This window comes from Streptomyces kurssanovii, from assembly GCF_040677245.1.
GTDB lineage: Bacteria > Actinomycetota > Actinomycetes > Streptomycetales > Streptomycetaceae > Streptomyces > Streptomyces kurssanovii.
In genome coordinates this window covers 30,061-50,865 of record NZ_JBFAQK010000011.1, presented here as the reverse complement: position 1 = coordinate 50,865, position 20,805 = coordinate 30,061, and the positions used below count along the sequence as shown (strand labels likewise).

General features: G+C 67.8%; 11 protein-coding genes and 1 pseudogene. 7 read left to right on the top strand and 5 right to left on the bottom strand.

Translation table 11 applies throughout. From position 1 onward, the window contains the following. Positions 1–6: 6 nt before the first annotated feature. Positions 7–1,536 carry a helix-turn-helix domain-containing protein gene (locus tag AB0K36_RS11275; protein ID WP_364591531.1) on the bottom strand — a complete coding sequence of 510 codons (1,530 nt, stop codon included), beginning with the start codon at positions 1,534–1,536 and terminating at the stop codon, positions 7–9. Between the two features lie 256 nt (positions 1,537–1,792). Here AB0K36_RS11275 and AB0K36_RS11270 point away from each other — a divergent pair, with 256 nt between their 5' ends. Further along, a complete protein-coding gene (locus AB0K36_RS11270) occupies positions 1,793–3,085 on the top strand; it encodes a sensor histidine kinase (RefSeq protein ID WP_364591528.1) in 1,293 nt (430 codons plus the stop codon). Beyond that, a complete protein-coding gene (locus AB0K36_RS11265) occupies positions 3,085–3,717 on the top strand; it encodes a LuxR C-terminal-related transcriptional regulator (protein ID WP_364591707.1) in 633 nt (210 codons plus the stop codon). Before AB0K36_RS11270 ends, AB0K36_RS11265 begins: the two co-directional genes overlap by 1 nt. Before the next feature lie 51 nt (positions 3,718–3,768). Here the strand turns inward: AB0K36_RS11265 and AB0K36_RS11260 are convergent, their stop codons facing one another. Continuing rightward, positions 3,769–4,872: a DUF418 domain-containing protein gene (locus AB0K36_RS11260; RefSeq protein ID WP_364591525.1), complete on the bottom strand. Its 1,104-nt coding sequence runs from the start codon at positions 4,870–4,872 to the stop codon at positions 3,769–3,771. 121 nt (positions 4,873–4,993) lie between these two features. On the opposite strand from AB0K36_RS11260, the pseudogene AB0K36_RS11255 reads away from it, so the two are divergent. After that, positions 4,994–6,117: pseudogene (locus AB0K36_RS11255) on the top strand (IS200/IS605 family accessory protein TnpB-related protein); the annotation flags it as partial. A 69-nt stretch (positions 6,118–6,186) separates the two neighbouring features. Here the strand turns inward: AB0K36_RS11255 and AB0K36_RS11250 are convergent. Then, positions 6,187–7,686, bottom strand: a complete 1,500-nt coding sequence (locus tag AB0K36_RS11250) for an ATP-dependent nuclease (protein WP_364591522.1) — start codon at positions 7,684–7,686, stop codon at positions 6,187–6,189. A gap of 1,126 nt (positions 7,687–8,812) precedes the next feature. Between AB0K36_RS11250 and acnA the strand changes: the two genes are divergently transcribed. Both acnA and AB0K36_RS11240 read left to right on the top strand, forming a co-directional pair. Continuing rightward, positions 8,813–11,530, top strand: coding sequence for an aconitate hydratase AcnA (gene acnA / locus AB0K36_RS11245; protein ID WP_364591519.1), 2,718 nt, complete (start codon positions 8,813–8,815; stop codon positions 11,528–11,530). A 177-nt stretch (positions 11,531–11,707) separates the two neighbouring features. After that, a complete protein-coding gene (locus tag AB0K36_RS11240) occupies positions 11,708–12,811 on the top strand; it encodes a lytic polysaccharide monooxygenase auxiliary activity family 9 protein (protein WP_364591516.1) in 1,104 nt (367 codons plus the stop codon). A gap of 74 nt (positions 12,812–12,885) precedes the next feature. Here AB0K36_RS11240 and AB0K36_RS11235 read toward each other — a convergent pair whose 3' ends face one another. Beyond that, positions 12,886–13,806 (bottom strand): FG-GAP repeat domain-containing protein, encoded by a 921-nt coding sequence (locus AB0K36_RS11235; RefSeq protein WP_364591514.1) that lies wholly within the window; start codon positions 13,804–13,806, stop codon positions 12,886–12,888. 234 nt (positions 13,807–14,040) lie between these two features. Continuing rightward, positions 14,041–17,814, bottom strand: coding sequence for a GH92 family glycosyl hydrolase (locus tag AB0K36_RS11230; RefSeq protein WP_435877842.1), 3,774 nt, complete (start codon positions 17,812–17,814; stop codon positions 14,041–14,043). Positions 17,815–18,388: 574 nt separating this feature from the next. Here AB0K36_RS11230 and ngcE point away from each other — a divergent pair. Together ngcE and AB0K36_RS11220 are read left to right on the top strand one after the other, a co-directional pair. Next, a complete protein-coding gene (gene ngcE / locus AB0K36_RS11225) occupies positions 18,389–19,831 on the top strand; it encodes an N-acetylglucosamine/diacetylchitobiose ABC transporter substrate-binding protein (RefSeq protein WP_364591508.1) in 1,443 nt (480 codons plus the stop codon). Between the two features lie 42 nt (positions 19,832–19,873). Then, complete coding sequence (locus AB0K36_RS11220; protein WP_189471702.1) at positions 19,874–20,797, top strand: carbohydrate ABC transporter permease; 924 nt, start codon at positions 19,874–19,876, stop codon at positions 20,795–20,797. Positions 20,798–20,805 lie beyond the last annotated feature (8 nt).

The following is a 20,805-nucleotide window of genomic DNA, read 5'->3' as shown; positions in this document are numbered from 1 at the left end:
CGTCCGTCAGATGTCGCGGAAGATCTCGATCTGCGCGCCCACGGAGTTGAGCCGCTCGGCCAGCTCCTCGTAGCCGCGGTTGATCACGTAGACGTTGCGCAGCACCGACGTGCCCTCGGCGGCCATCATCGCCAGCAGGACGACCACCGCCGGGCGCAGCGCGGGCGGGCACATCATCTCGGCGGCGCGCCAGCGGGTCGGGCCCTCCACCAGGACGCGGTGCGGGTCGAGGAGCTGGAGGCGGCCGCCGAGGCGGTTGAGGTCCGTCAGGTAGATGGCCCGGTTGTCGTAGACCCAGTCGTGGATCAGGGTCTGGCCCTGGGCGACGGCCGCGATCGCCGCGAAGAACGGCACGTTGTCGATGTTCAGGCCGGGGAACGGCATGGGGTGGATCTTGTCGATGGGCGCCTCGAGTTTCGAGGGCCGCACCGTCAGATCCACCAGCCGGGTGCGCCCGTTGTCCGCGGCGTACTCGGGAGTGCGGTCGTGGTCGAGGCCCATCTCCTCGAGCACCGAGAGCTCGATCTCGAGGAACTCGATCGGCACCCGGCGGATCGTCAGCTCGGACTCGGTGACGACCGCGGCGGCCAGCAGGCTCATCGCCTCGACCGGGTCCTCGGAGGGGGAGTAGTCGACGTCGACGTCGATGTTCGGGACACCGTGCACGGTCAGTGTCGTCGAGCCGACGCCCTCGACCTTGACCCCGAGCGCCTCCAGGAAGAAGCACAGGTCCTGGACCATGTAGTTGGAGGAGGCGTTGCGGATGACGGTGACGCCGTCGTACCTGGCGGCCGCCAGCAGCGCGTTCTCGGTCACGGTGTCGCCGCGCTCGGTCAGCACGATGGGGCGGCCGGGGGATACGGAACGGTCCACCACCGCGTGGTAGATGCCCTCCGTCGCCGTGATGTCCAGGCCGAAGCGGCGCAGGGCGATCATGTGCGGCTCGATGGTCCGCGTCCCGAGGTCGCAGCCCCCGGCGTACGGCAGGCGGAAGTTGTCCATCCGGTGCAGCAGGGGACCGAGGAACATGATGATGGACCTGGTCCGGCGGGCGGCCTCCACGTCCATCGCGTCCATGTCGAAGCCGGCCGGCGGGACGATCTCAAGGTCGTGCCCGTCGTTGATCCAACGGGTCCGTACACCGATGGAGTTGAGGACCTCCAGCAGCCGGTAGACCTCTTCGATGCGGGCGACGCGGCGCAGCACCGTGCGGCCGTTGTTGAGCAGCGACCCGCAGAGCAGTGCCACACAGGCGTTCTTGCTCGTCTTCACGTCGATGGAACCGGAGAGCCGGCGCCCGCCGACCACGCGCAGATGCATCGGGCCGGCGTAACCGAGAGAGACGATTTCGCTGTCGAGCGCTTCGCCGATGCGCGCGATCATCTCAAGACTGATGTTCTGGTTGCCGCGCTCGATGCGGTTCACCGCGCTCTGGCTGGTGCCGAGTGCTTCGGCGAGCTGCGTCTGTGACCAGCCACGATGCTGCCGGGCGTCACGGATGAGCTTGCCGATACGTACGAGGTAGTCGTCTGACATGACGGCGAGGCTATCTCACATATGAGATGACGTCGCATCGGGGTCGGCCGTCCGGGTGACGCTCTGTCAAGCGCAGAGTCTGTCTCGATGGTGAGCCCCTCGCCGGTCGACGGCAACCGGAAGGCGGCCGCACGAGCGAGCGGAAAGGGCGGAAATGCCCGATGAATCAGGACATACGGAGGTAGGGCAGGCCCTACCTCCGTTGTCCGTCTGGGCGGATGGCTGCGGCGCCGCCCCGGCTTCTACGGTGATCCGCATGCGTCCCCTCACCGTGCGGCAGGCTGTCGCGCACCCCCGCTACCTGCTCTCCGCATGGCCCTGGCGGGCGGCCGGATATCTGCTCAGCAGCGCACCCGTCGGCCTCCTCGTGCTCGTGGTGCTGCTCGTGGGCGTCGTCGTCGGCGGGGTGCTCGCGGTGGTTCTCGTCGGACTGCCGCTGCTCGTCGTGCTGGCGCTCTCCGGACTGCCGGTGGCGGCTCTCGAGCGGCGCAGGCTCCGGCTCGTCGACGGCAGGCCGGTCCGCAGTCCCCACCGGATGCCGGACGGGCCCGGGCCGGTGGTGTGGGCGCGTACCCGGTTCCGTGAGCCGGCGACCTGGCGGGAGCTGGGCTTCGCACTGGTCCTGGCGACCGTGCTGTGGCCGCTGGACCTGCTGGTGGCCGCGGTCGTGCTCGGCGCGCCGCTGGCACTGCTGGGCACACCACTGGTGATGGCCACGGTGGGCGGGGGCGAGGAGGTGCGGGTGCTCAAGCTGTGGCTGGCGACCTCGTGGCCCCAGGCGTTCGCCGCCGCGGTCGTGGGGCTGCTCATGCTCGCGGTGAGCGGCTACGTCCTCGGCGCCGTCGCCGCCGGGCGCGCCGAAATGACCCGGGTCCTCCTCGTGCCCGCGGACCCCGAGCGACGGGAGCGCGTCGCCGAACTGGTCCGCTCCAGGGTCCGGTTGGTGGACGCCTTCGAGGCGGAGCGGCGCCGGATCGAACGCGACCTCCACGACGGCGCCCAGCAGCGGCTGGTGGCTCTCTCCATGACCCTCGGACTCGCGCGTCTCGACGCGCCGCCCGGTCCGCTCGCCGACCAGCTCGCCAAGGCGCACGACGAGGCGGGCAAGGCGCTCGCCGAACTGCGCGACCTGATCCAGGGCATCCACCCCAAGGTTCTCGCCGACCACGGCCTCGTGCCCGCCGTCGCCGACGCCGCCGACCGGTCCGCCGTCCCCGTGGACGTCACCCTCGACCTGCCGGGCCGGCTGCCGGAAGCGGTCGAGGCCGCCGCGTACTTCGTGGTCTGCGAGGCGCTCGCGAACATCGGCAGACACAGCGGGGCGAGCCGCGCCGAGGTGACCGGCCGCCACGAGGACGGCCTGCTGGCACTCGAAGTGCGCGACGACGGCAGGGGAGGAGCCGACGCGGGGCAAGGCAGCGGACTGACCGGACTCGCGGACCGGGTGTCCGTGCTCGATGGCACAATCTCCCTGTCCAGCCCGCCCGGTGGACCGACCCTGCTGCGTGTGGAGATCCCTTGCGAGTGGAGGACCGAGCACTGCGCGTAGTGCTGGCCGAGGACAGCGTGCTGCTCCGGGAAGGGCTCATCGCCCTGCTGGCCCGCTTCGGACACGAGGTCCTCGCCGCGGTCGGCGACGCCGACGCCCTGCTGACCGCGGTCGCGGACCACACACCGGACGTCGTCGTCACCGACGTCCGGATGCCGCCCGGCTTCCAGGACGAGGGGATGAAGGCGGCCGTGCGGCTGCGGACCGAGCGCCCGTCCCTGCCCGTGCTCGTGCTCAGCCAGTACGTCCAGCGCACCTACGCCTCCGAGCTGCTCGACTCGGGGGACGGCTCCGGTGTCGGCTATCTCCTGAAGGACCGGGTGGGCCAGGTCGAGGAGTTCCACGCCGCCCTCCAGGAGGTCGCCTCCGGCGGCACGGTCGTCGACCCCGAGGTGGTACGCCAGCTGATCCGCCGCCGCCGCGACCCGCTGGAGCGTCTGACACCGCGCGAACGGGAGGTGCTGGGCCTGGTCGCCGAGGGGAAGTCCAACAACGCGATCGCCCGCCAACTGGTCGTCTCGGAAGCGGCCGTGGGCAAGCACATCGGTTCCATCCTGGCCAAACTCGACCTGCCGCCGGCGGAGGAGACGCACCGCCGGGTGCTCGCCGTACTGACGTACCTGCGCGCGTGACACCGGCTCGGCCGGACCCCGGACCCCGGACACCGGACCCCGGACCCCGGATCAGGGGATCAGGCGAGCGGGCATCGTGAGCGCGTGCATCAGGTACTCGAGAGGCCCGCGGCGGAAGAAGCGGGTCCACACGAGGGCGAAGAGCATGGCCGCCGCGGCGAACGAGAGGAAGACCGGCAGGGCGGCGGAGTCCGGCAGGTCGCCGGTGCCCAGCACCTTGATGGCGACGATGTGGCCGACGTACGCGGTCAGGGCGATCGATCCCACCGCGCTGACGGGCGTGGCGACCCACCGCAGACGCGCCGACCGGCCGGTGCAGACGAGACAGACGGCCACCACCGCCAGGGCCACGCCGGCGTTGGCCAGGACGGACAGCGTCGTCTGGCTGTGCGGGGAGGCCACCAGGAGCCATGCCGGCATGCCGGGGACGGGATCCGCGCCCACGGCGTCGGACCACCAGGCCGATGCCGCGCTCCCGGTGCCCGAGGCGTCCCGCACCCCTTCCAGTGCCCCCGGAACCAGGTGCAGGGCCAGCCATGATCCGCCGTACCCGATGACGGCCAGCACGCCGCCGAGCAGTCCTACCTTGCCCACGATGCCCGGCCGCCGAAGGTCCAGTCTGGCCACCGCCATCCCCGTGACGATGAGCGGCAGCCAGGTCAGGACCGGATAGGCGCCCGTGACGAACAGCTCGAGGAGTCCGTCCGAATCGGTGGCGCGGGCCAGCGGGTCGTGCGTGACGAGCGTGTCCGCCCAGGTTCCGCTGTCGACCGCTGTCCGCAGCAGATAGAGGACCTGGGGCATGACAAGTGCCGATGCTCCGGCGACGGCACCCAGAGTGGCGGCCCTCAGCCGGTACAGCGGAAGGGCGAGGACGAAGAGGACGCCGTAGTAGGAAAGGATCACCAGGACGTGGGTGTCGAGGGCGGTGAGGACGTAGCCCAGAGCGATCAGGAAGAAGGAGCGGATCAGGACCTTGCCCACCGCTTGTCGCCCCGCCCGCCCGGTTCTCGGCTCCGGCCGGCCGGTGAGGATGACCAGCGTGAAGCCGGCCAGCAAGGCGAACAGGCTCGCCGAACGCCCACGGGCCGCCTCCATCGCCCAGCCCACGGCGCCGCCCACCGACGGATCAGGGCCGAGGTGTGCGGTGTACATGCCCAAGATCGCCAGCCCGCGGGCCAGATCCAGGCCGACCAGCCGTCCTGTCGACGACGTGTAAGGCGGCCCGGCCGGCGCAGGTGCCCCGGGTGCGAGGTCCGGCGATGCGTCGCGCCTCATACGTTCCACGGTCGAGGGAACGGCCGGGTTCCACCATCCGGCGCGTGCCCGCCCGCGGGTGGTGACCGGCCCTTCGGGTGTCGCCGTCCGTACCCGGCTGAAGGGCCTGGCTGGTTGGCTTCGCGTGATCTCAAGGCGCGGTGCATGGACGGGTTGTGGCACTGTGCCGAGTCGTGGGCGGCCCGGAAGCGGGGCCTGACGGCTGAGTCGTCGTCGCGGTGGGCGGGGTCGATCATGAAGGCCACGCATGATCAGTGGGCGCCGGCCCGGCGCGGGCAGGCCGCACACGTGAAATCCTTCGAGGCCGGTGTCGCGACGATCCGGCACCGGCTGTCGCTGCCGGTCGGTCAGAAGGGCACGAAGCGGGCCCCGGGTGGTTACCGTTCCCGGCGGGAGTGGCATGCCAAAACCCGCCGCCTGCGGGTGCTGGAGGACCGGCTCGGCAAGGTGCCTGTCTGGCGAACGCCCCGCACGGCCGGTACGTCCTCGCCGCGAAGGTCTCCTTCTCGCACCGGGGCGCCGAGTGGGCGGACCGGGTTGCGGCGAACCGGGCCGTGGCCTACCGCATCCACCACGATACCGACCGCGACCGCGGTATCTCACCGCGTCCTGGCAGATCCCGTGTCTCAGGCCGTTTCGCTCGAAGCCGCCCTCGCCCAGGGTGTGATCGGGGTCGACATGAATGCCGACCACCTCGCCGCCTGTCGCCTGGACACCCACGGCAACCCCATAGGCAACCCACGCCACTTCCCCTACACCCTTACCGGCACCACCCAGCACCGCGACGCCCAAGTGCGCCACGCCCTCATCCGACTCCTGCACTGGGCCAAGGCCTGCGGCGTGAAAGCGATCGCGGTCGAGGACCTCGACTTCCAGACTGAGAAAACCAGGGAGAAGCACGGCCGCAGGCGAAGGCTCCGGCAACTGATCTCCGGCATGCCCACCGGCAAGATCCGCGCCCGGCTCACCTCCATGGCCGACCGGACGGGTATCGCGATCACCGCCGGCGACCCCGCCTACACCAGCAAGTGGGGCGCCCAGCACTGGCAGAAGCCGATGACCGGCCCTCACCGCAAGACCAGCCGACACGATGCGGCGAGCATCGCTGCCTCAAGCGCAGCTGTAGCGCCCGTCCTGTGTGTCCGGCTGGAGGGGCGCCCAAAGCACTGTCCGCGTGTGCTTGGGGGCGGGTCACGGCTGGTTGCTGTCCCGGCGGGGAAGCTTGTCGCCGATCGCCTCCACCAGAGCCTTGACTTCCTCGGGGAACTTGTGGGCCCAGGTGGTCAGGAACGCGCTCTTGACGATGTGACCGGAGGTGAAGTCCAGGTCGCCGCCGATCTGCTCCCAGACCATGTGCCTGTCCCAGTTGGTCAGTGCGCGCTCTTTCACGACCTTCTTCACTCGCTCCTGGTCGTGCAGGCCGAGGTGGAGGGCCACCGCAAGCCGACCTGCTTCTTCGTCCAGACAACTCAGCACCCGATTCAGTACGTGTGCCTCGGGGGAGCTGGCCCCGGGCAGGGCGAAGATGCCCTCGTCGGGATTGGCCCGCTCGAACTGGTCACCGTCGAGAATGCAAATCGATGGATAAGTGCAGGTTGGGTCAATGTTGTGGTGAGCGTTGACCTTGATGGCCGGGTCGGCGCCGCCCATCGCATGAACCTTGACCTCATCCAACTCGACGCCGCCGTGGCTGCGAAGGGCGGTGGTGACCATGAGTTCGGCGAAATCGTCCTCGACGAAGATCGCAAGCTTGGCCTCAATCTGACCAGTGATGGTCCGCAGGGCTTTGACGTCGAGCTTCCCCTGGATCACGTTGCCGAGGTATGCCGCCCAGATGGCCTTGGAGGGCAGTGGGGCGAGCGCGTCATTTGAGTGCGTGGTGAAAATGACCTGGCAAGACTTGCGGTGGGCAACGCCGATCAAGTACTCGACCATGCGCTGAGTAGCCACCGGATGCAGGCCGTTTTCAATCTCCTCGATAAAAATCATGGCCCCGGGGGAGGCAGCTTCGACGCCGGCGACGATACGGATGACGCTCGCTTCGCCGGCTCCGAAGTGGAACTCGGAGTATCCATCACCCTGAGGGGTAAGCCCGGAGAAGAGCTTGACCTTGCCAGCAGCGTCCACGTAGAGCTGCTGGAACCCTTTTATGGGCTTGGCCAGGATTTTCGTGGCATGCTCTGCGACCTCGGGAGCAAGGGTCACCTCGCGCACTGCTGCGAAGGACCCGCCGATTGCGACCTTGAAGTTAGACCGCTCTGTGGCGGGCACGGTCCGTTCGACTCCGAACACCAGCACTTCCCGTTCCGGGGCAGTTCGGTTCCATTTGAGCTGCTTGAAGCTCGCGGTGCGCGAGACTGACAGGCGAGGGTTAAGCTCCTTGTCGATAATTTCGTACTCGATTGACCAATTCTGCATGCTGGCGTCGTATTTGCCGCTTTTAGCAAAGAATCGCCCCGGAGCGACGCTCTTGTAGGCCAGTGCCGCCGCCCCCAGGACGGTGGTCTTGCCCCCGCCGTTCGGACCGACCAGTGCGGTAACCGGGAACTCGAAAGTGACTTCACGGTCGGTGAAGCCTCGGAGCTTCCGCAATGTCAGCCGCTTGAGGTACTTGCCGTAGTTCTCCTTGGAGACCTTGGTCTCCAAGTCGGTGATCACGCTCTGCCGGACTTCGCTCCTGTAGTCAGCCACCACTGCCCCGCCTGAGTCTCGATGATTTATCGGGTTATCTTTGCAGATCCCATGAACTGAGATGTGGTGTTCTTGCGTGATGGTAGTCGCCAGAGCGGCTAGTCTGGATTGAGGGTTATGCGCATAAATGCGCCCATTGATCCAGCTTGATCAGGAGTGCCGCTGTGCCGCGGAGCGCTGAGGGAATCGATAGCGGACGTAGTGCCGGAGCAGGGTGTAGGACACCGACTCTTCGTGGTTGTCCATGAGGTTCAGCTAGATCTGTTTCGGACCAAGGCCCTGATCCAGCCTCCATGAGGTCGCTGTCGGGATGCGAATGGCTTCGTTCAACTCCTCGGGGACGCGGCTGCATCGTGTCCAGGGCGTGACGGACGAGACGGCGAGCGGCGTGGTGGCGGAGGGCCAGGTCCTGAATGGTGTGGCCTCTGCGGGCGTCGATGTAGATGAGCAAGGCGAGATGGGGCTGGCCGGGGAACAGCTCGGTGCGAGCAGTGCGCGGGTTGGGCTTCATGCTGGCATCAGCGAGCTCCCGGTCCAGGGATTGCTCGGAACGGCCGGAAGCCGCAGCCACGCGGTCCAGTTGGGGTTTGCCGAACCGGAAAGGTGGTCCGTTGAGGAAGCAGTGGAGATAGCTCGGCTTGAGATGGTTCGCGTGCGCGAGGCGTCGGACGTAGTAGCTCGGGCAGCAGGGGGCTTCGGCGGCCCTCCCTCGCGGCTTCTGCGGCATGGTCCAGGGGGATTGCGTCGAGACCTGCCTTGGTCACGCGTTCTGTGCCGCTGAGGATCGCGTCGAGCGCGGCGCCCCGGATCGCGTGGGAGAGCGCGCCGATCATGCCGTCGGCCCGCTTGTGGAGGTAGCGGTCCATCTTGACCAGGCTGCCCGGCGGGTGACGACTGAGTTCGCTGAGTAAACGCCTCGATTGGATGAGAGCGGTCAACGGTGTCCCGGCATGACCCCGCAGCGGTCATGTACTAGAGTTATCTCGACATCGAGATATCTGCCGAAGGCGTACCGCAAGCCGCCAGTCGGTAAGGGTTACCTAACTAAGCCTTACCTTAGCGGATCGGCGAGGAGCCGTGGCGGCAGCATTGAGGTAGTACGCGCATATTGATGAAGGAGACTGTCGTGTCGGCGAACAGCTTCGACGCCCGCAGCACGCTGCAGGTGGGCGACGAGTCGTACGAGATCTTCAGGCTGGACAAGGTCGAGGGCGCCGCGCGCCTTCCCTACAGCCTCAAGGTCCTGCTGGAGAACCTGCTCCGCACCGAGGACGGCGCGAACATCACCGCCGACCACATCCGGGCGCTCGGCGGCTGGGACTCCCAGGCGCAGCCCAGCCAGGAGATCCAGTTCACGCCGGCCCGCGTGATCATGCAGGACTTCACCGGTGTGCCCTGTGTCGTCGACCTCGCCACCATGCGTGAGGCCGTCAAGGAGCTCGGCGGCGACCCGGCGAAGATCAACCCGCTGGCCCCGGCCGAGCTGGTCATCGACCACTCGGTCATCGCCGACAAGTTCGGCACCGCGGACGCCTTCGGCCAGAACGTCGAGCTGGAGTACGGCCGCAACAAGGAGCGTTACCAGTTCCTGCGCTGGGGCCAGACCGCGTTCGACGAGTTCAAGGTCGTCCCGCCCGGCACCGGCATCGTCCACCAGGTGAACATCGAGCACCTGGCCCGTACCGTCATGGTCCGGAACGGCCAGGCGTACCCCGACACCCTCGTCGGCACCGACTCGCACACCACCATGGTCAACGGCCTCGGTGTGCTCGGCTGGGGCGTCGGCGGCATCGAGGCCGAGGCCGCGATGCTCGGCCAGCCGGTCTCCATGCTCATCCCGCGCGTCGTCGGCTTCAAGCTGACCGGTGAGCTCAAGCCCGGCACCACCGCCACCGACCTGGTGCTCACGATCACCGAGATGCTGCGCAAGCACGGTGTCGTCGGCAAGTTCGTCGAGTTCTACGGCGAGGGTGTGGCGGCGACGAGCCTCGCCAACCGCGCCACCATCGGCAACATGTCGCCGGAGTTCGGCTCCACCGCCGCGATCTTCCCGATCGACGACGAGACCCTGAACTACCTGAAGCTGACCGGCCGCTCCGAGCAGCAGGTCGCGCTCGTCGAGGCGTACGCCAAGGAGCAGGGCCTCTGGCTCGACCCGGCCGCCGAGCCCGACTTCTCCGAGAAGCTGGAGCTCGACCTCTCCACGGTCGTTCCCTCCATCGCCGGCCCGAAGCGCCCGCAGGACCGCATCGTCCTGGCGAACGCCGCCCAGCAGTTCGCCGTGGACGTACGCAACTACGTCACCGACGACATGGAGGCGAGCAAGGAGTCCTTCCCGGCCTCCGACGCCCCGGCGAACACGCCGAACGGCGGACCGTCGAAGCCGGTCACCGTCACCGCCCCCGACGGTTCGACCTACGAGCTCGACCACGGCGCCGTCACCGTCGCCGCGATCACCTCCTGCACCAACACCTCGAACCCGTACGTCATGGTCGCCGCCGCGCTGGTGGCCAAGAAGGCGGTCGAGAAGGGCCTGACCCGCAAGCCGTGGGTCAAGACCACGCTCGCCCCGGGCTCCAAGGTCGTCACCGACTACTTCGACAAGGCGGGCCTGACCCCGTACCTCGACAAGGTCGGCTTCAACCTGGTCGGTTACGGCTGCACCACCTGCATCGGCAACTCCGGCCCGCTGCCGGACGAGGTCTCCAAGGCCGTCAACGACCACGACCTGGCCGTCACCTCGGTGCTCTCCGGCAACCGCAACTTCGAGGGCCGGATCAACCCCGACGTCAAGATGAACTACCTGGCGTCCCCGCCGCTGGTCGTCGCGTACGCCCTCGCCGGCTCCATGAAGGTGGACATCACCAAGGACGCCCTGGGCATCGACCAGGACGGCAAGCCGGTCTACCTGAAGGACATCTGGCCGACCGAGGCCGAGGTCAACGACGTCGTCGCCAACGCGATCGGCGAGGACATGTTCAACAAGTCCTACGCCGACGTCTTCGCGGGCGACGCCCAGTGGCAGGCGCTGTCGATCCCGACCGGCAACACCTTCGAGTGGGACCCGCAGTCCACCTACGTGCGCAAGCCCCCGTACTTCGAGGGCATGACGATGGAGACGACCCCGGTCGCCGACATCTCGGGCGCCCGTGTGCTGGCGAAGCTGGGCGACTCGGTCACCACCGACCACATCTCCCCCGCCGGTGCGATCAAGGCCGACACCCCGGCCGGCAAGTACCTCACGGAGCACGGCGTCGAGCGCCGTGACTTCAACAGCTACGGCTCGCGCCGCGGCAACCACGAGGTCATGATCCGCGGCACCTTCGCCAACATCCGTCTGCGCAACCAGATCGCGCCGGGCACCGAGGGCGGCTACACCCGCGACTTCACGCAGGCGGACGGCCCGGTGTCGTTCATCTACGACGCCTCGCAGAACTACCAGGCCGCCGGCACCCCGCTGGTGATCCTGGCGGGCAAGGAGTACGGCTCCGGTTCGTCCCGCGACTGGGCCGCCAAGGGCACGGCGCTGCTCGGCGTCAAGGCCGTCATCGCCGAGTCGTACGAGCGCATCCACCGCTCGAACCTCATCGGCATGGGCGTCCTGCCGCTGCAGTTCCCGGAGGGCGGCTCCGCCGATTCCCTCGGTCTGACCGGTGAGGAGACCTTCTCCATCTCCGGCGTCACCGCGCTGAACGACGGCACCACGCCGCGCACGGTCAAGGTGACCACCGACTCGGGCGTGGAGTTCGACGCGGTCGTCCGCATCGACACCCCGGGTGAGGCGGACTACTACCGCAACGGCGGCATCATGCAGTACGTGCTGCGGAACCTCATTCGTGGATAGGTCCTAGTCGCCCGGCCCGAGGGCCCGTCCTCCGCACCGGCGGAGGACGGGCCCTCGGCATTGCGTGAAGCGTTTACAGCGAACGTCCGCCGCGCTAGCTTCACTTGGTGAAGCTGTGGGAGCGCTCCCACGGATTCGTTCCGCCCCCTCACCCACCCCCATGGAAGGGACGTCCGGATGATCCGCCGATTACTGGCGCAGAGCCGCCCCCGGGCATTGCTGCTCAGCCTGCTCGCCCTGCTCACCGCCATCCCCGCCCTCGGACTCGTCGTCACCGCCGGCGGCGATGCCGAGGCACACGGCACACCCATGAAACCGGCCAGCCGCACCTTCCTGTGCTGGCAGGACGGGCTGACCGACACCGGGGAGATCAAGCCGATCAACCCCGCCTGCAGTGCGGCGGCCCAGCAGAGCGGCACCACGCCCTTCTACAACTGGTTCTCCGTGCTGCGCTCCGACGGCGCCGGCCGCACCCGCGGCTTCGTGCCGGACGGGCAGCTCTGCAGTGGCGGCAACACCAACTTCACGGGCTTCAACGCCGCCCGTGACGACTGGCCGCTCACTCATCTGACCTCGGGCGCCACCATCGACTTCTCGTACAACGCCTGGGCCGCCCACCCCGGTTGGTTCAAGGTGTACATCACCAAGGACGGCTTCGACCCGAAGTCCGCGCTCACCTGGAACGACGTCGAGGACCAGCCGTTCCTGACCGTCGACCACCCGCCGCTCAACGGCAGCCCGGGCACCGTGGAGGCGAACTACTCCTGGCGCGGCGCCCTGCCCGCGAACAAGTCGGGCCGGCACATCATCTACATGGTGTGGCAGCGCTCCGACAGCCAGGAGACCTTCTACTCCTGCTCGGACGTCGTCTTCGACGGCGGCAACGGCGAAGTGACCGGGGTCAAGGACCCGGGTGACGGCAGCGGCCCGGGCCCCGACCCGACCGACCCGCCGGACCCGACCGACCCGCCGCAGACAGGTGACTGCTCCGCCACCCGCAAGACCACCGGCAGTTGGGGCGGCGGCTACCAGTCGGAGGTGACCGTCAAGAACACGGGCACCGTGCCGATGCTGGGCTGGATGGTCGACTGGAACCTGCCCACGGGGCACCGGATCGACAGTCTGTGGAACGGCGCCATGACCGCGCAGGGCCAGGCCGTCATGGTCCACAACGCCGGGCACAACGGCAGTCTCGATCCCGGTGAGTCCACGACGTTCGGTTACGTGGCCTCGGGGCCGGGGGCCGATCCCGCCACCGCCTTGGCCTGCCGGCTGGGGTGATACGCGACGGAGCCGCACTTCCGGGGGGAAGTGCGGCTCCGTACTGACCGCCGTCCGTGCGGACGGCTGCCGGATCAGAACATCAGGCGGTAGGTGTTCCAGCCGCTGCTGCCGATCTTGACCTTGGCCTTGAACGGGGACGAGGCCGAGCCGGTGCCCTTGTACAGCCACAGGGAACCGTCGGTGTGACGGGCGATCATGTCCGTCTTGTCGTCCAGGTCGATGTCGCCGACCGAGGTGAGGTTGTTGAAGATGTTCCAGCCCGTACCGATCTTGGTGCGGGTGGAGAAGGGAGCCGTGCGGTTGCCGGTGCCCTTGTACAGCCACAGGGTGCCGCTGCCGTCGCGGGCGACGATGTCGGCCCGGCCGTCGCCGGTCAGGTCGCCCTTGCCGGTGATCTGGTTGTAGGTCTGCCAGCCGTTGCCGACCTTGGTGCGGCCGGTGACCTTGCCGTTGCCGTAGCCGAGGTAGATCCAGAGCGCACCCGCGGAGTCACGGGCGATCAGGTCGTCGGCAGCGGCGCCGCCCAGGTCTCCGGGCGAGACCATCTTGTTGTAGATCCCCCAGCCGGTGCCGGCGGAGACCGGCGTGCCGCCCCACTCGAGGTAGGAGAAGACGCCGTTGCTCTCGATCGCCCAGATGCCGTCGGACAGGCCGTCGGCGTCGTGGTCGACCTGGGTCGCGTGCTTGACGGGACCCCAGTTCTCACCGCTGTACTCACGGCTGCCCAGGCCGGTGCCGTTCGGCTCGTAGCCGTACAGGATGCCGGAGCTGTTGACGCCGTAGAGGTAGTTGTACGGGGTCGGGGCGGCCTGCGTCCCGAAGGTGTTGCCGGCCTCCGCGGCCGGCCCGGCGGCGGAGCGCGCGGACGGGGCGGGGTCGGCGGCGGACGCGGAGCCGGCGCCTATGCCGGTGATGAGCAGCGCGGCAGCGGTCGCCGCGGCAGCGAGGCGGGCACGTGTCCGGCCGCGCTTGAGGCCAGAAAGTTCGGCCACGTAGGTCTCCATAAGGGTGTGTCGAAGAAGTGGCCCGCCGCGCGATCGGGGCAGGCCATGCTTTCGTCCCGATCTTTCCACACAACCTTCACTGGTCGAATTCGTTTTCGTGTACCGGAATTGCTACAGCCGGATAGCCTGCCGCCGCCGTGCCTGGCCGGCGGTCCGCGCCGGCTTTTCGACGCGAACGGGCCGCACTCCCTGTGGAGTACGGCCCGTCGCGGTGGTGCGGGTTCAGTTCAGCAGCTCCACTTCCGCGAGCGTCACCTCACCCGTGGCGACCAGCCGGTAGTGCCGGTACGAACCAGGCTCTGCCACACCGAAGACGCGGGTCTGCCTGTCCCATCCGAAGGTCTCTGCGGACCGCTTGTCCAGATCCGTCCACGTCTGCCCGTCGGCCGAACCCTGCAGCACCCAGCCCGTCGGCGCCTTCTCCTTCGCCGCGGAGGTGAGCGTGTACTGCACCGCGCGGGTCCCGGACGTCACGGGGAGGTCCACCGAGGTGAACGCGGACGTGGTCGCCGAGGTGTTGTCGAACAGCGGGCCGCCGGCCGGGATCACGTCGTGCCGCGGCGCCGGCGTCTCGTCGTCCTGGGTGATGGAGACGGGCGCCGCGTCCTTCCCGGTGCCCCACGCGGACGGCTTCGGGCCCATCGCGAACTCGATCTCGCCGCCCCCGGCGATCGCCTCGTGCGGCAGGGCCGTGGAGTTCCACTTCTTGCCGTTGACCTTCAGGCCCTGCACGTAGATGTTCTTCGCGCTGTTCTTCGGGGCCTTCACGACCAGTTCGCGGCCGTTCTCCAGGTGCACGGTCGCCTTGGTGAACAGCGGAGAACCGATGGCGTACTCGCCGGAGCCCATCACCAGCGGGTAGAAGCCGAGCGCGGAGAAGAGGTACCAGGCCGACTGCTCGCCGTTGTCCTCGTCGCCGTGGTAGCCCTGCCCGATCTCGCTGCCGGTGTAGAGGCGGGAGAGGACCTCACGGACCTTCTCCTGCGTCTTCCACGGCTGGGAGGCCGCGTTGTACATGTACGTGGCGTGGTGGGCGACCTGGTTGGAGTGGCCGTACATGCCCATCCGCACATCGCGCGCCTCGGTCATCTCGTGGATGACGGAGCCGTACGAGCCGACGAACTCGGGCGACGCCGTCTCGGGCGTGGCGAAGTAGGTGTCGAGCTTCTCACCGAGGCCGGAGCGGCCGCCGTACAGGTTCGCCAGGCCGCGCGAGTCCTGCGGGGCGGTGAAGGCGTAGCCCCAGCCGTTGGTCTCGGTGTAGTCGTAGCCCCACACGCGCGGGTCGTACTTGGAGCTCTCCACCCGCCAGTCGCCCTTCAGGTCCCGGCCCTGGAAGAAGCCGGCCTTGGAGTCGAAGAGGGTGACGTAGTTGCGTGCCCGGTTCCGGAAGTACTCCGACTCCTCCTTGTAGCGGGCCTTCTTCGTCTTCTTGTAGAGGGCCTCGCCCATCTCGGCGATGCCGTAGTCGTTGAGGTAGCCCTCCAGCGACCAGGACAGGCCCTCGTGGGTGGAGGTGGAGGCGTAGCCGAGGAACGGCGAGGTCTCCATGCCCTTGCGGCCCACGCCGGAGGCCGGCGGGACGACGGTGGCGTTCTTGAGCGCCGCCTCGTAGGCGGCCTCGGCGTCGAAGTCGACACCCTTGACGTACGCGTCGGCGAACGCCACGTCGGAGCTGGTGCCGGTCATCAGGTCCGCGTAGCCGGGGGAGGACCAGCGGGAGATCCAGCCGCCGTCCTTGTACTGCTGGACGAAGCCGTCGACCAGCTCGCCGGCCTTCTTCGGGGTGAGGAAGGAGTAGGCCGGCCAGGTCGTGCGGTAGGTGTCCCAGAAGCCGTTGTTGACGTAGACCTTCCCGTCGACGATCTTCGCGCCGGTGCGGGTCGGGGTGTCGGGACCGGTCATCGGCGAGAACGGGCTCGCGTACCGGTACTCCGGGCGCTTCTTGGTGCCGGTGTTCTCGAAGCCCGAGTTCGGATAGAGGTAGAGCCGGTACAGGCTGGAGTAGAGCGTGACCAGCTGGTCCCGGGTGGCGCCCTCGACCTCGACCTTGCCGAGGATGTCGTCCCAGGCGTCCTGCGCCCGGTCCTTCACCCGCTCGAAGCGGGTACCGGCCGGGATCTCGTCGGCGAGGTTCTTCTTCGCCTGGTCCACGCTGATCAGCGAGGTCGCCATCCGCAGATTGACGGTGCGGTCGTCGCCGGCGTCGAAGCGGAGCCGCCCGGTGACGCCCTCCGAGGCCGAGTCGGTCACCGGCGCGTCGAAGACGCCGTACACGAACAGCCGTGTGGCGCCCGTGGACAGGCCGCTCTTGACGTCCGAGTAGCCGGTGAAGGAGCGGGTCGCGGCGTCGAGGGTGAGGCCGCCCTCCTTGGTGACGTTGTCGAAGATGACACTCGCGTCGTCACCGGGGTAGGTGAAGCGCATCATCGCCGCGTGGTCGGTCGGCGTCATCTCGGCCTTGAGGCCGTTCTCGAAGGTGACGCCGTAGTAGTGCGGCCTGGCGGTCTCCTTCTCGTGCCGGAAGGGCAGGGCCCTGGCCGTGCGCGAGGTGTCCGGGGTGCCCTCGGCCGCCGACGGCATCACCTGGAACGTCTGCCGGTCGCCCATCCAGGGGCTCGGCTCGTGGCTCGTGCTGAAGGCCTGGACGGTGGGCAGGTTGTCCGCGTTGTTGCCGCGGGCGTACTCGTACAGCCAGCTCTTGGACTCCGAGTTGGTGACCGGCGTCCAGAAGTTGAAGCCGTGCGGGACCGCGGTGGCGGGGAAGGTGTTGCCCCGGGAGAACGAACCGCTGGAGTTGGTGCCGCGGGTGGTGGAGGCGTAGTCCGAGAGATGCTCGAGCCGCTCCTCCGGCGCCTTGGGCGCGAGGGTGACGTCGTCGATCCAGCCCTGGAACTTCGCCGGGCCCTTGGGTGAGTCGTAGGCCACCAGGATCCGGTCGACGGTCCTGCCGGCCGCGACGGTGCCGATGCCGGAGGCGACGGCGTTCCACTGGTTGACGTACAGGCGCTTCGCGGCGCCCTGGCCCGCGGGCGTGAGGAGCCCGCCGTGCGAGTCCGTGGCGCCGAGCTCGCTCAGATACGTGCCGTCGGTGAAGGCGAGGTCCACCGACACGTTCGTGGCGGGGTAGTTCAGGTCCGTCTCCGCCATGGCGGGGAAGACCTTGTACGACAGCTCGGTGTCGCGGCGCACGGCGACATCGACGTCGAAGACCTTGTTGTACGAGTACGCCCTGCCGTCCGGCTTGTGGGTGCCGGCGTACTTCAGGGCGCGCTTGCCGGTGAAGCCGGCGCCGGCCTTCGCGGTGGGGGAGCCGCTGGGGCCGCGGTCGACCTGGCTGCGCATGTCGTCCGGCACGGGGGCGCTGGTGTCACCGTTGGAGAACTGCACGTCCGCCAGCTGGGTGATGTCGGACGCGCCGTTGTTCTTGGTGATCTCCAGGCGGTAGTGGGCGTAGGCGGTCACCTCGGAGGGGGCGCCGATGTCGAAGGTCCTGGTCCGGAAGCGCTCGGCGAACGTCTCGTCGGAGCGGCTGTCCAGGACCGTCCAGTTCTCCCCGTCGGCGGACCCCTTCAGCGTCCAGTCCCTGGGATCGCGCGCGGCGAAGTCGTTGGCGGACGTCAGGGCGTACGTGGAGACCTTGACCGGCTCGTCGGTGTCGAACTCGATCCAGGCGGTCGGCTCGAACGCCAGCCACTTGCTGCTCGGCAGCAGGTCGACCAGATTTTCCTTGGTCTCGCCTCCGCCGGTGTTCTCGGCGCTGGCCCGCAGCTCGATCACCTTGGCGGTGACATTGCCCGGTATTCCGCTGGAGAAGCCGCCGTCGACACCCGATGACCGCTTCTTTCCGTCGGTGCCGACTTCAACGGTATTACGCCAGTCCGGCTGGGCTTCGTCCGATTCGAAGGACGAGCGGAATTCCCGGCCCGGCGAGGTGGATTGTCCGGGCTCCGCGGGAAGGGCGATGGCGGCGGAAGGCGCCGTCAACACCAGCATGGAAGCGGTCACCACGAGGGTGACCGGATTGATCTTTCTGGGCCGGGGTCTGTTTCTGGGCTGCATCCCGGGTCTTCCTCCAGAGGGGAGTCGCGTTGGACAACGTTGTCAGGCGCGAGGCGCAGGCTCCAGTAGGGAGGCAAGTGTCCTACGGTGTCAAGGGTGTTGGCGGGACGTGCCGGTCCGAATCGGACGATCCGTTAAGAGTGCTGCGGTCGTAAGGGTGTTTTCGGGTCCCATGTGTCCGCGAGGTCTCAACTCGGGAAAGATGGGCGTCCAACCTTGCATTTGATCTTGCTCACTCGGCGGGAAGTGGACTATACCTGTCGGCGTCCGCATAGCTGTTCCGTATGGCGGCGGACCAGGGGGGACGGGGGCGGCGGACACGTGCGGAGCACGCGACCGCCGACCGCAGCTACTCCGTTCCCGCTGTCAGCCGCACGATCCGAGCTTCACTGAGTTTCCCTTCGGGAAAACACAGCAACTGACCGCGGTGGCGGGGCCCTTCGCCTGAGGCGAGAAGGACGGGCGACCGGTACACCGCCTGAGTCCTGGAGAAGGCGAGGACTTGAGCATGGGATCCACCTCCGCCCACAACGAGGGCGTCGGCCGTCGCAACCTGATCAAGCGTTCTGCCGCGCTCGGCCTGCTCACGATTCCGACGATGAGCTTCCTGTCCGCCTGCGCCACCGGCGGTGGCGGCACCGACAAGGAGACCAAGGCCCCCGGGGGCGAGAAGTCCGAGAAGAACCCGCTCGGTGTGAAGCAGGGCGCCCCGCTCGAGGCCTTCATCTTCAAGGGCGGACTCGGCGACCAGTACGCCAAGGACGCGGAGGCCGACTACAAGGCCACCTACGGCGCCGAGGTCAAGCACACCGGCACCCAGCAGGTCGGCCCCAAGCTCACCCCGCGCTTCGCGGGCGGCAACCCGCCGGACGTCATCGACAACTCCGGCGCCGACCACCTCAACATGAACCAGCTCTCCACCCAGGGCCAGCTCCAGGACCTGACCGTGCTGCTGGACGCCGCCTCGATGGACGACCCGGCCAAGAAGGTCCGGGACACGATCCACCCGAGCACCATCGAGAAGGGCAAGCACGGCGACAAGTTCGACGTGCTCTACTACGCCTTCACCATCTACGGCACCTGGTACTCCCAGAAGCTGCTCGACGACAAGGGCTGGGCCTACCCCAAGTCCCTCGACGAGATGGTCAAGCTCTGCGGCGAGATCAAGAAGGCCGGCATCGCCCCCTGGACGTACCCGGGCAAGTATCCGTACTACGTCCACTTCAACCTCTTCGCCCAGATCGCCAAGATCGGCGGCATGGAGAAGTGGATCGCGATCGACAACCTGGAGCCGAACGCCTGGACCTCCAACGACGCCGTCAAGGAGGTCATAGAGCACTACGAGGAGCTCGCGGCCAAGAAGTACTTCCTCGAGGGCAGCCAGGGCCTGACCCACATCCAGTCGCAGACCGCCTGGAACAAGGGCAAGGCCGTCTTCCTCCCGAACGGCTCCTGGGTCGAGAACGAGTCCGCCCCCACCACGCCGAAGGACTTCGGCATGGCGGTCGGCCCGCTCTTCGACGGCACCGGCGACAAGATGCCGCACGGCACCCTGCGCGGCGAGCCGAGCGAGCCGTACATCGTCGCCTCCAAGGGCAAGAACCCGGCCGGCGGCATGGAGCTGCTGCGCATCATGCTCTCCAAGAAGCACGCGCAGAACTTCGCCACCAAGGTCAAGTCCCTGACCTGCGTCATGGACGCCACCGAGGGCATGAGCCTCTCCCCGGGTCTGGCCTCGGCCAGCAAGGTCTTCGGTGAGGCCGGCGACAACCTGATCAGCCTCCAGCTGCAGGAGTGGTACCCGGCGCTGACCGATGAGAAGATCGGCGGCCTCACCGGGCAGCTGCTCACCGGTGAGCTGAAGGCCGCCGACTGGATCAAGAAGACCCAGGCGGAGGCCGACAAGGTCGCCAAGGACGACTCGGTGACCAAGTTCAAGCGCACCGCCTGACCTGACAGTTCGGCTTTCGAGGGAAGGGCCGGGAAGCAAACAGTGCAACACGGCAAATACCGATTCATCGTGGGCTTCCTGGCCCTGCCCCTGATCGTTTACGCGATCTTCGTCATCTCGCCGTTCGTCCAGGCCTTCCAGATCTCCATGACGAACTGGTCCGGTCTGGTGGGAACCGCCGAATTCATCGGCCTGGAGAACTTCCAGCGGCTCTGGGAGAGCAGCGACTTCTGGAACGCGCTGCGCCACAACGTCTACATGCTGGCGCTCGTCCCGGTGGTCACGCTCGGCCTCGGCCTTTTCTTCGCCTTCATGCTGAACGTCGGCGGAAAACGCCGGAAGAACGAAGTCATCACCGGCGTCGGCGGATCGAAGATGTACAAATTCGTCTTCTTCTTCCCGCAGGTCATCTCCGTCACCATCATCGCGGTCATCTGGTTCAACATCTACAACCCCGACCCCGACGACGGAATGCTGAACTCCTTCCTCGGATTCATCGGCCTCGACGGTCTCCAGAATTCCTGGCTCGGCGAGAAGAGCCTCGCGCTCTGGTGCATCAGCGCCGTCATGGTCTGGGGGCACGTCGGCTTCTACGTGGTCCTGTTCTCCGCGGCGATGGCCTCCATCCCGCGTGACATCTACGAAGCGGCACTGCTGGACGGCGCCAGCCGCTACCACACCTTCTTCCGGATCACGCTCCCGCTGCTGTGGGACACCGTCCAGACCGGCTGGGTGTACATGGGCATCATCGCGCTGGACGCCTTCGCCCTGGTCCAGATCATGTCGGTGAACATGGGCGGACCGGACGGCGCGACGGACGTCATGCCGCTCCGGCTGTATCTGACGGCCTTCCGCGACAGCCAGTTCGGCTACGCCTCCGCCATGGGCGTCGCGATGCTCATTGTCACGATGACCTTCGCAGTGCTCACCATGCGCTTCGCGCGGCGTGAGCGGATCGAGTACTAGGGGTAGGG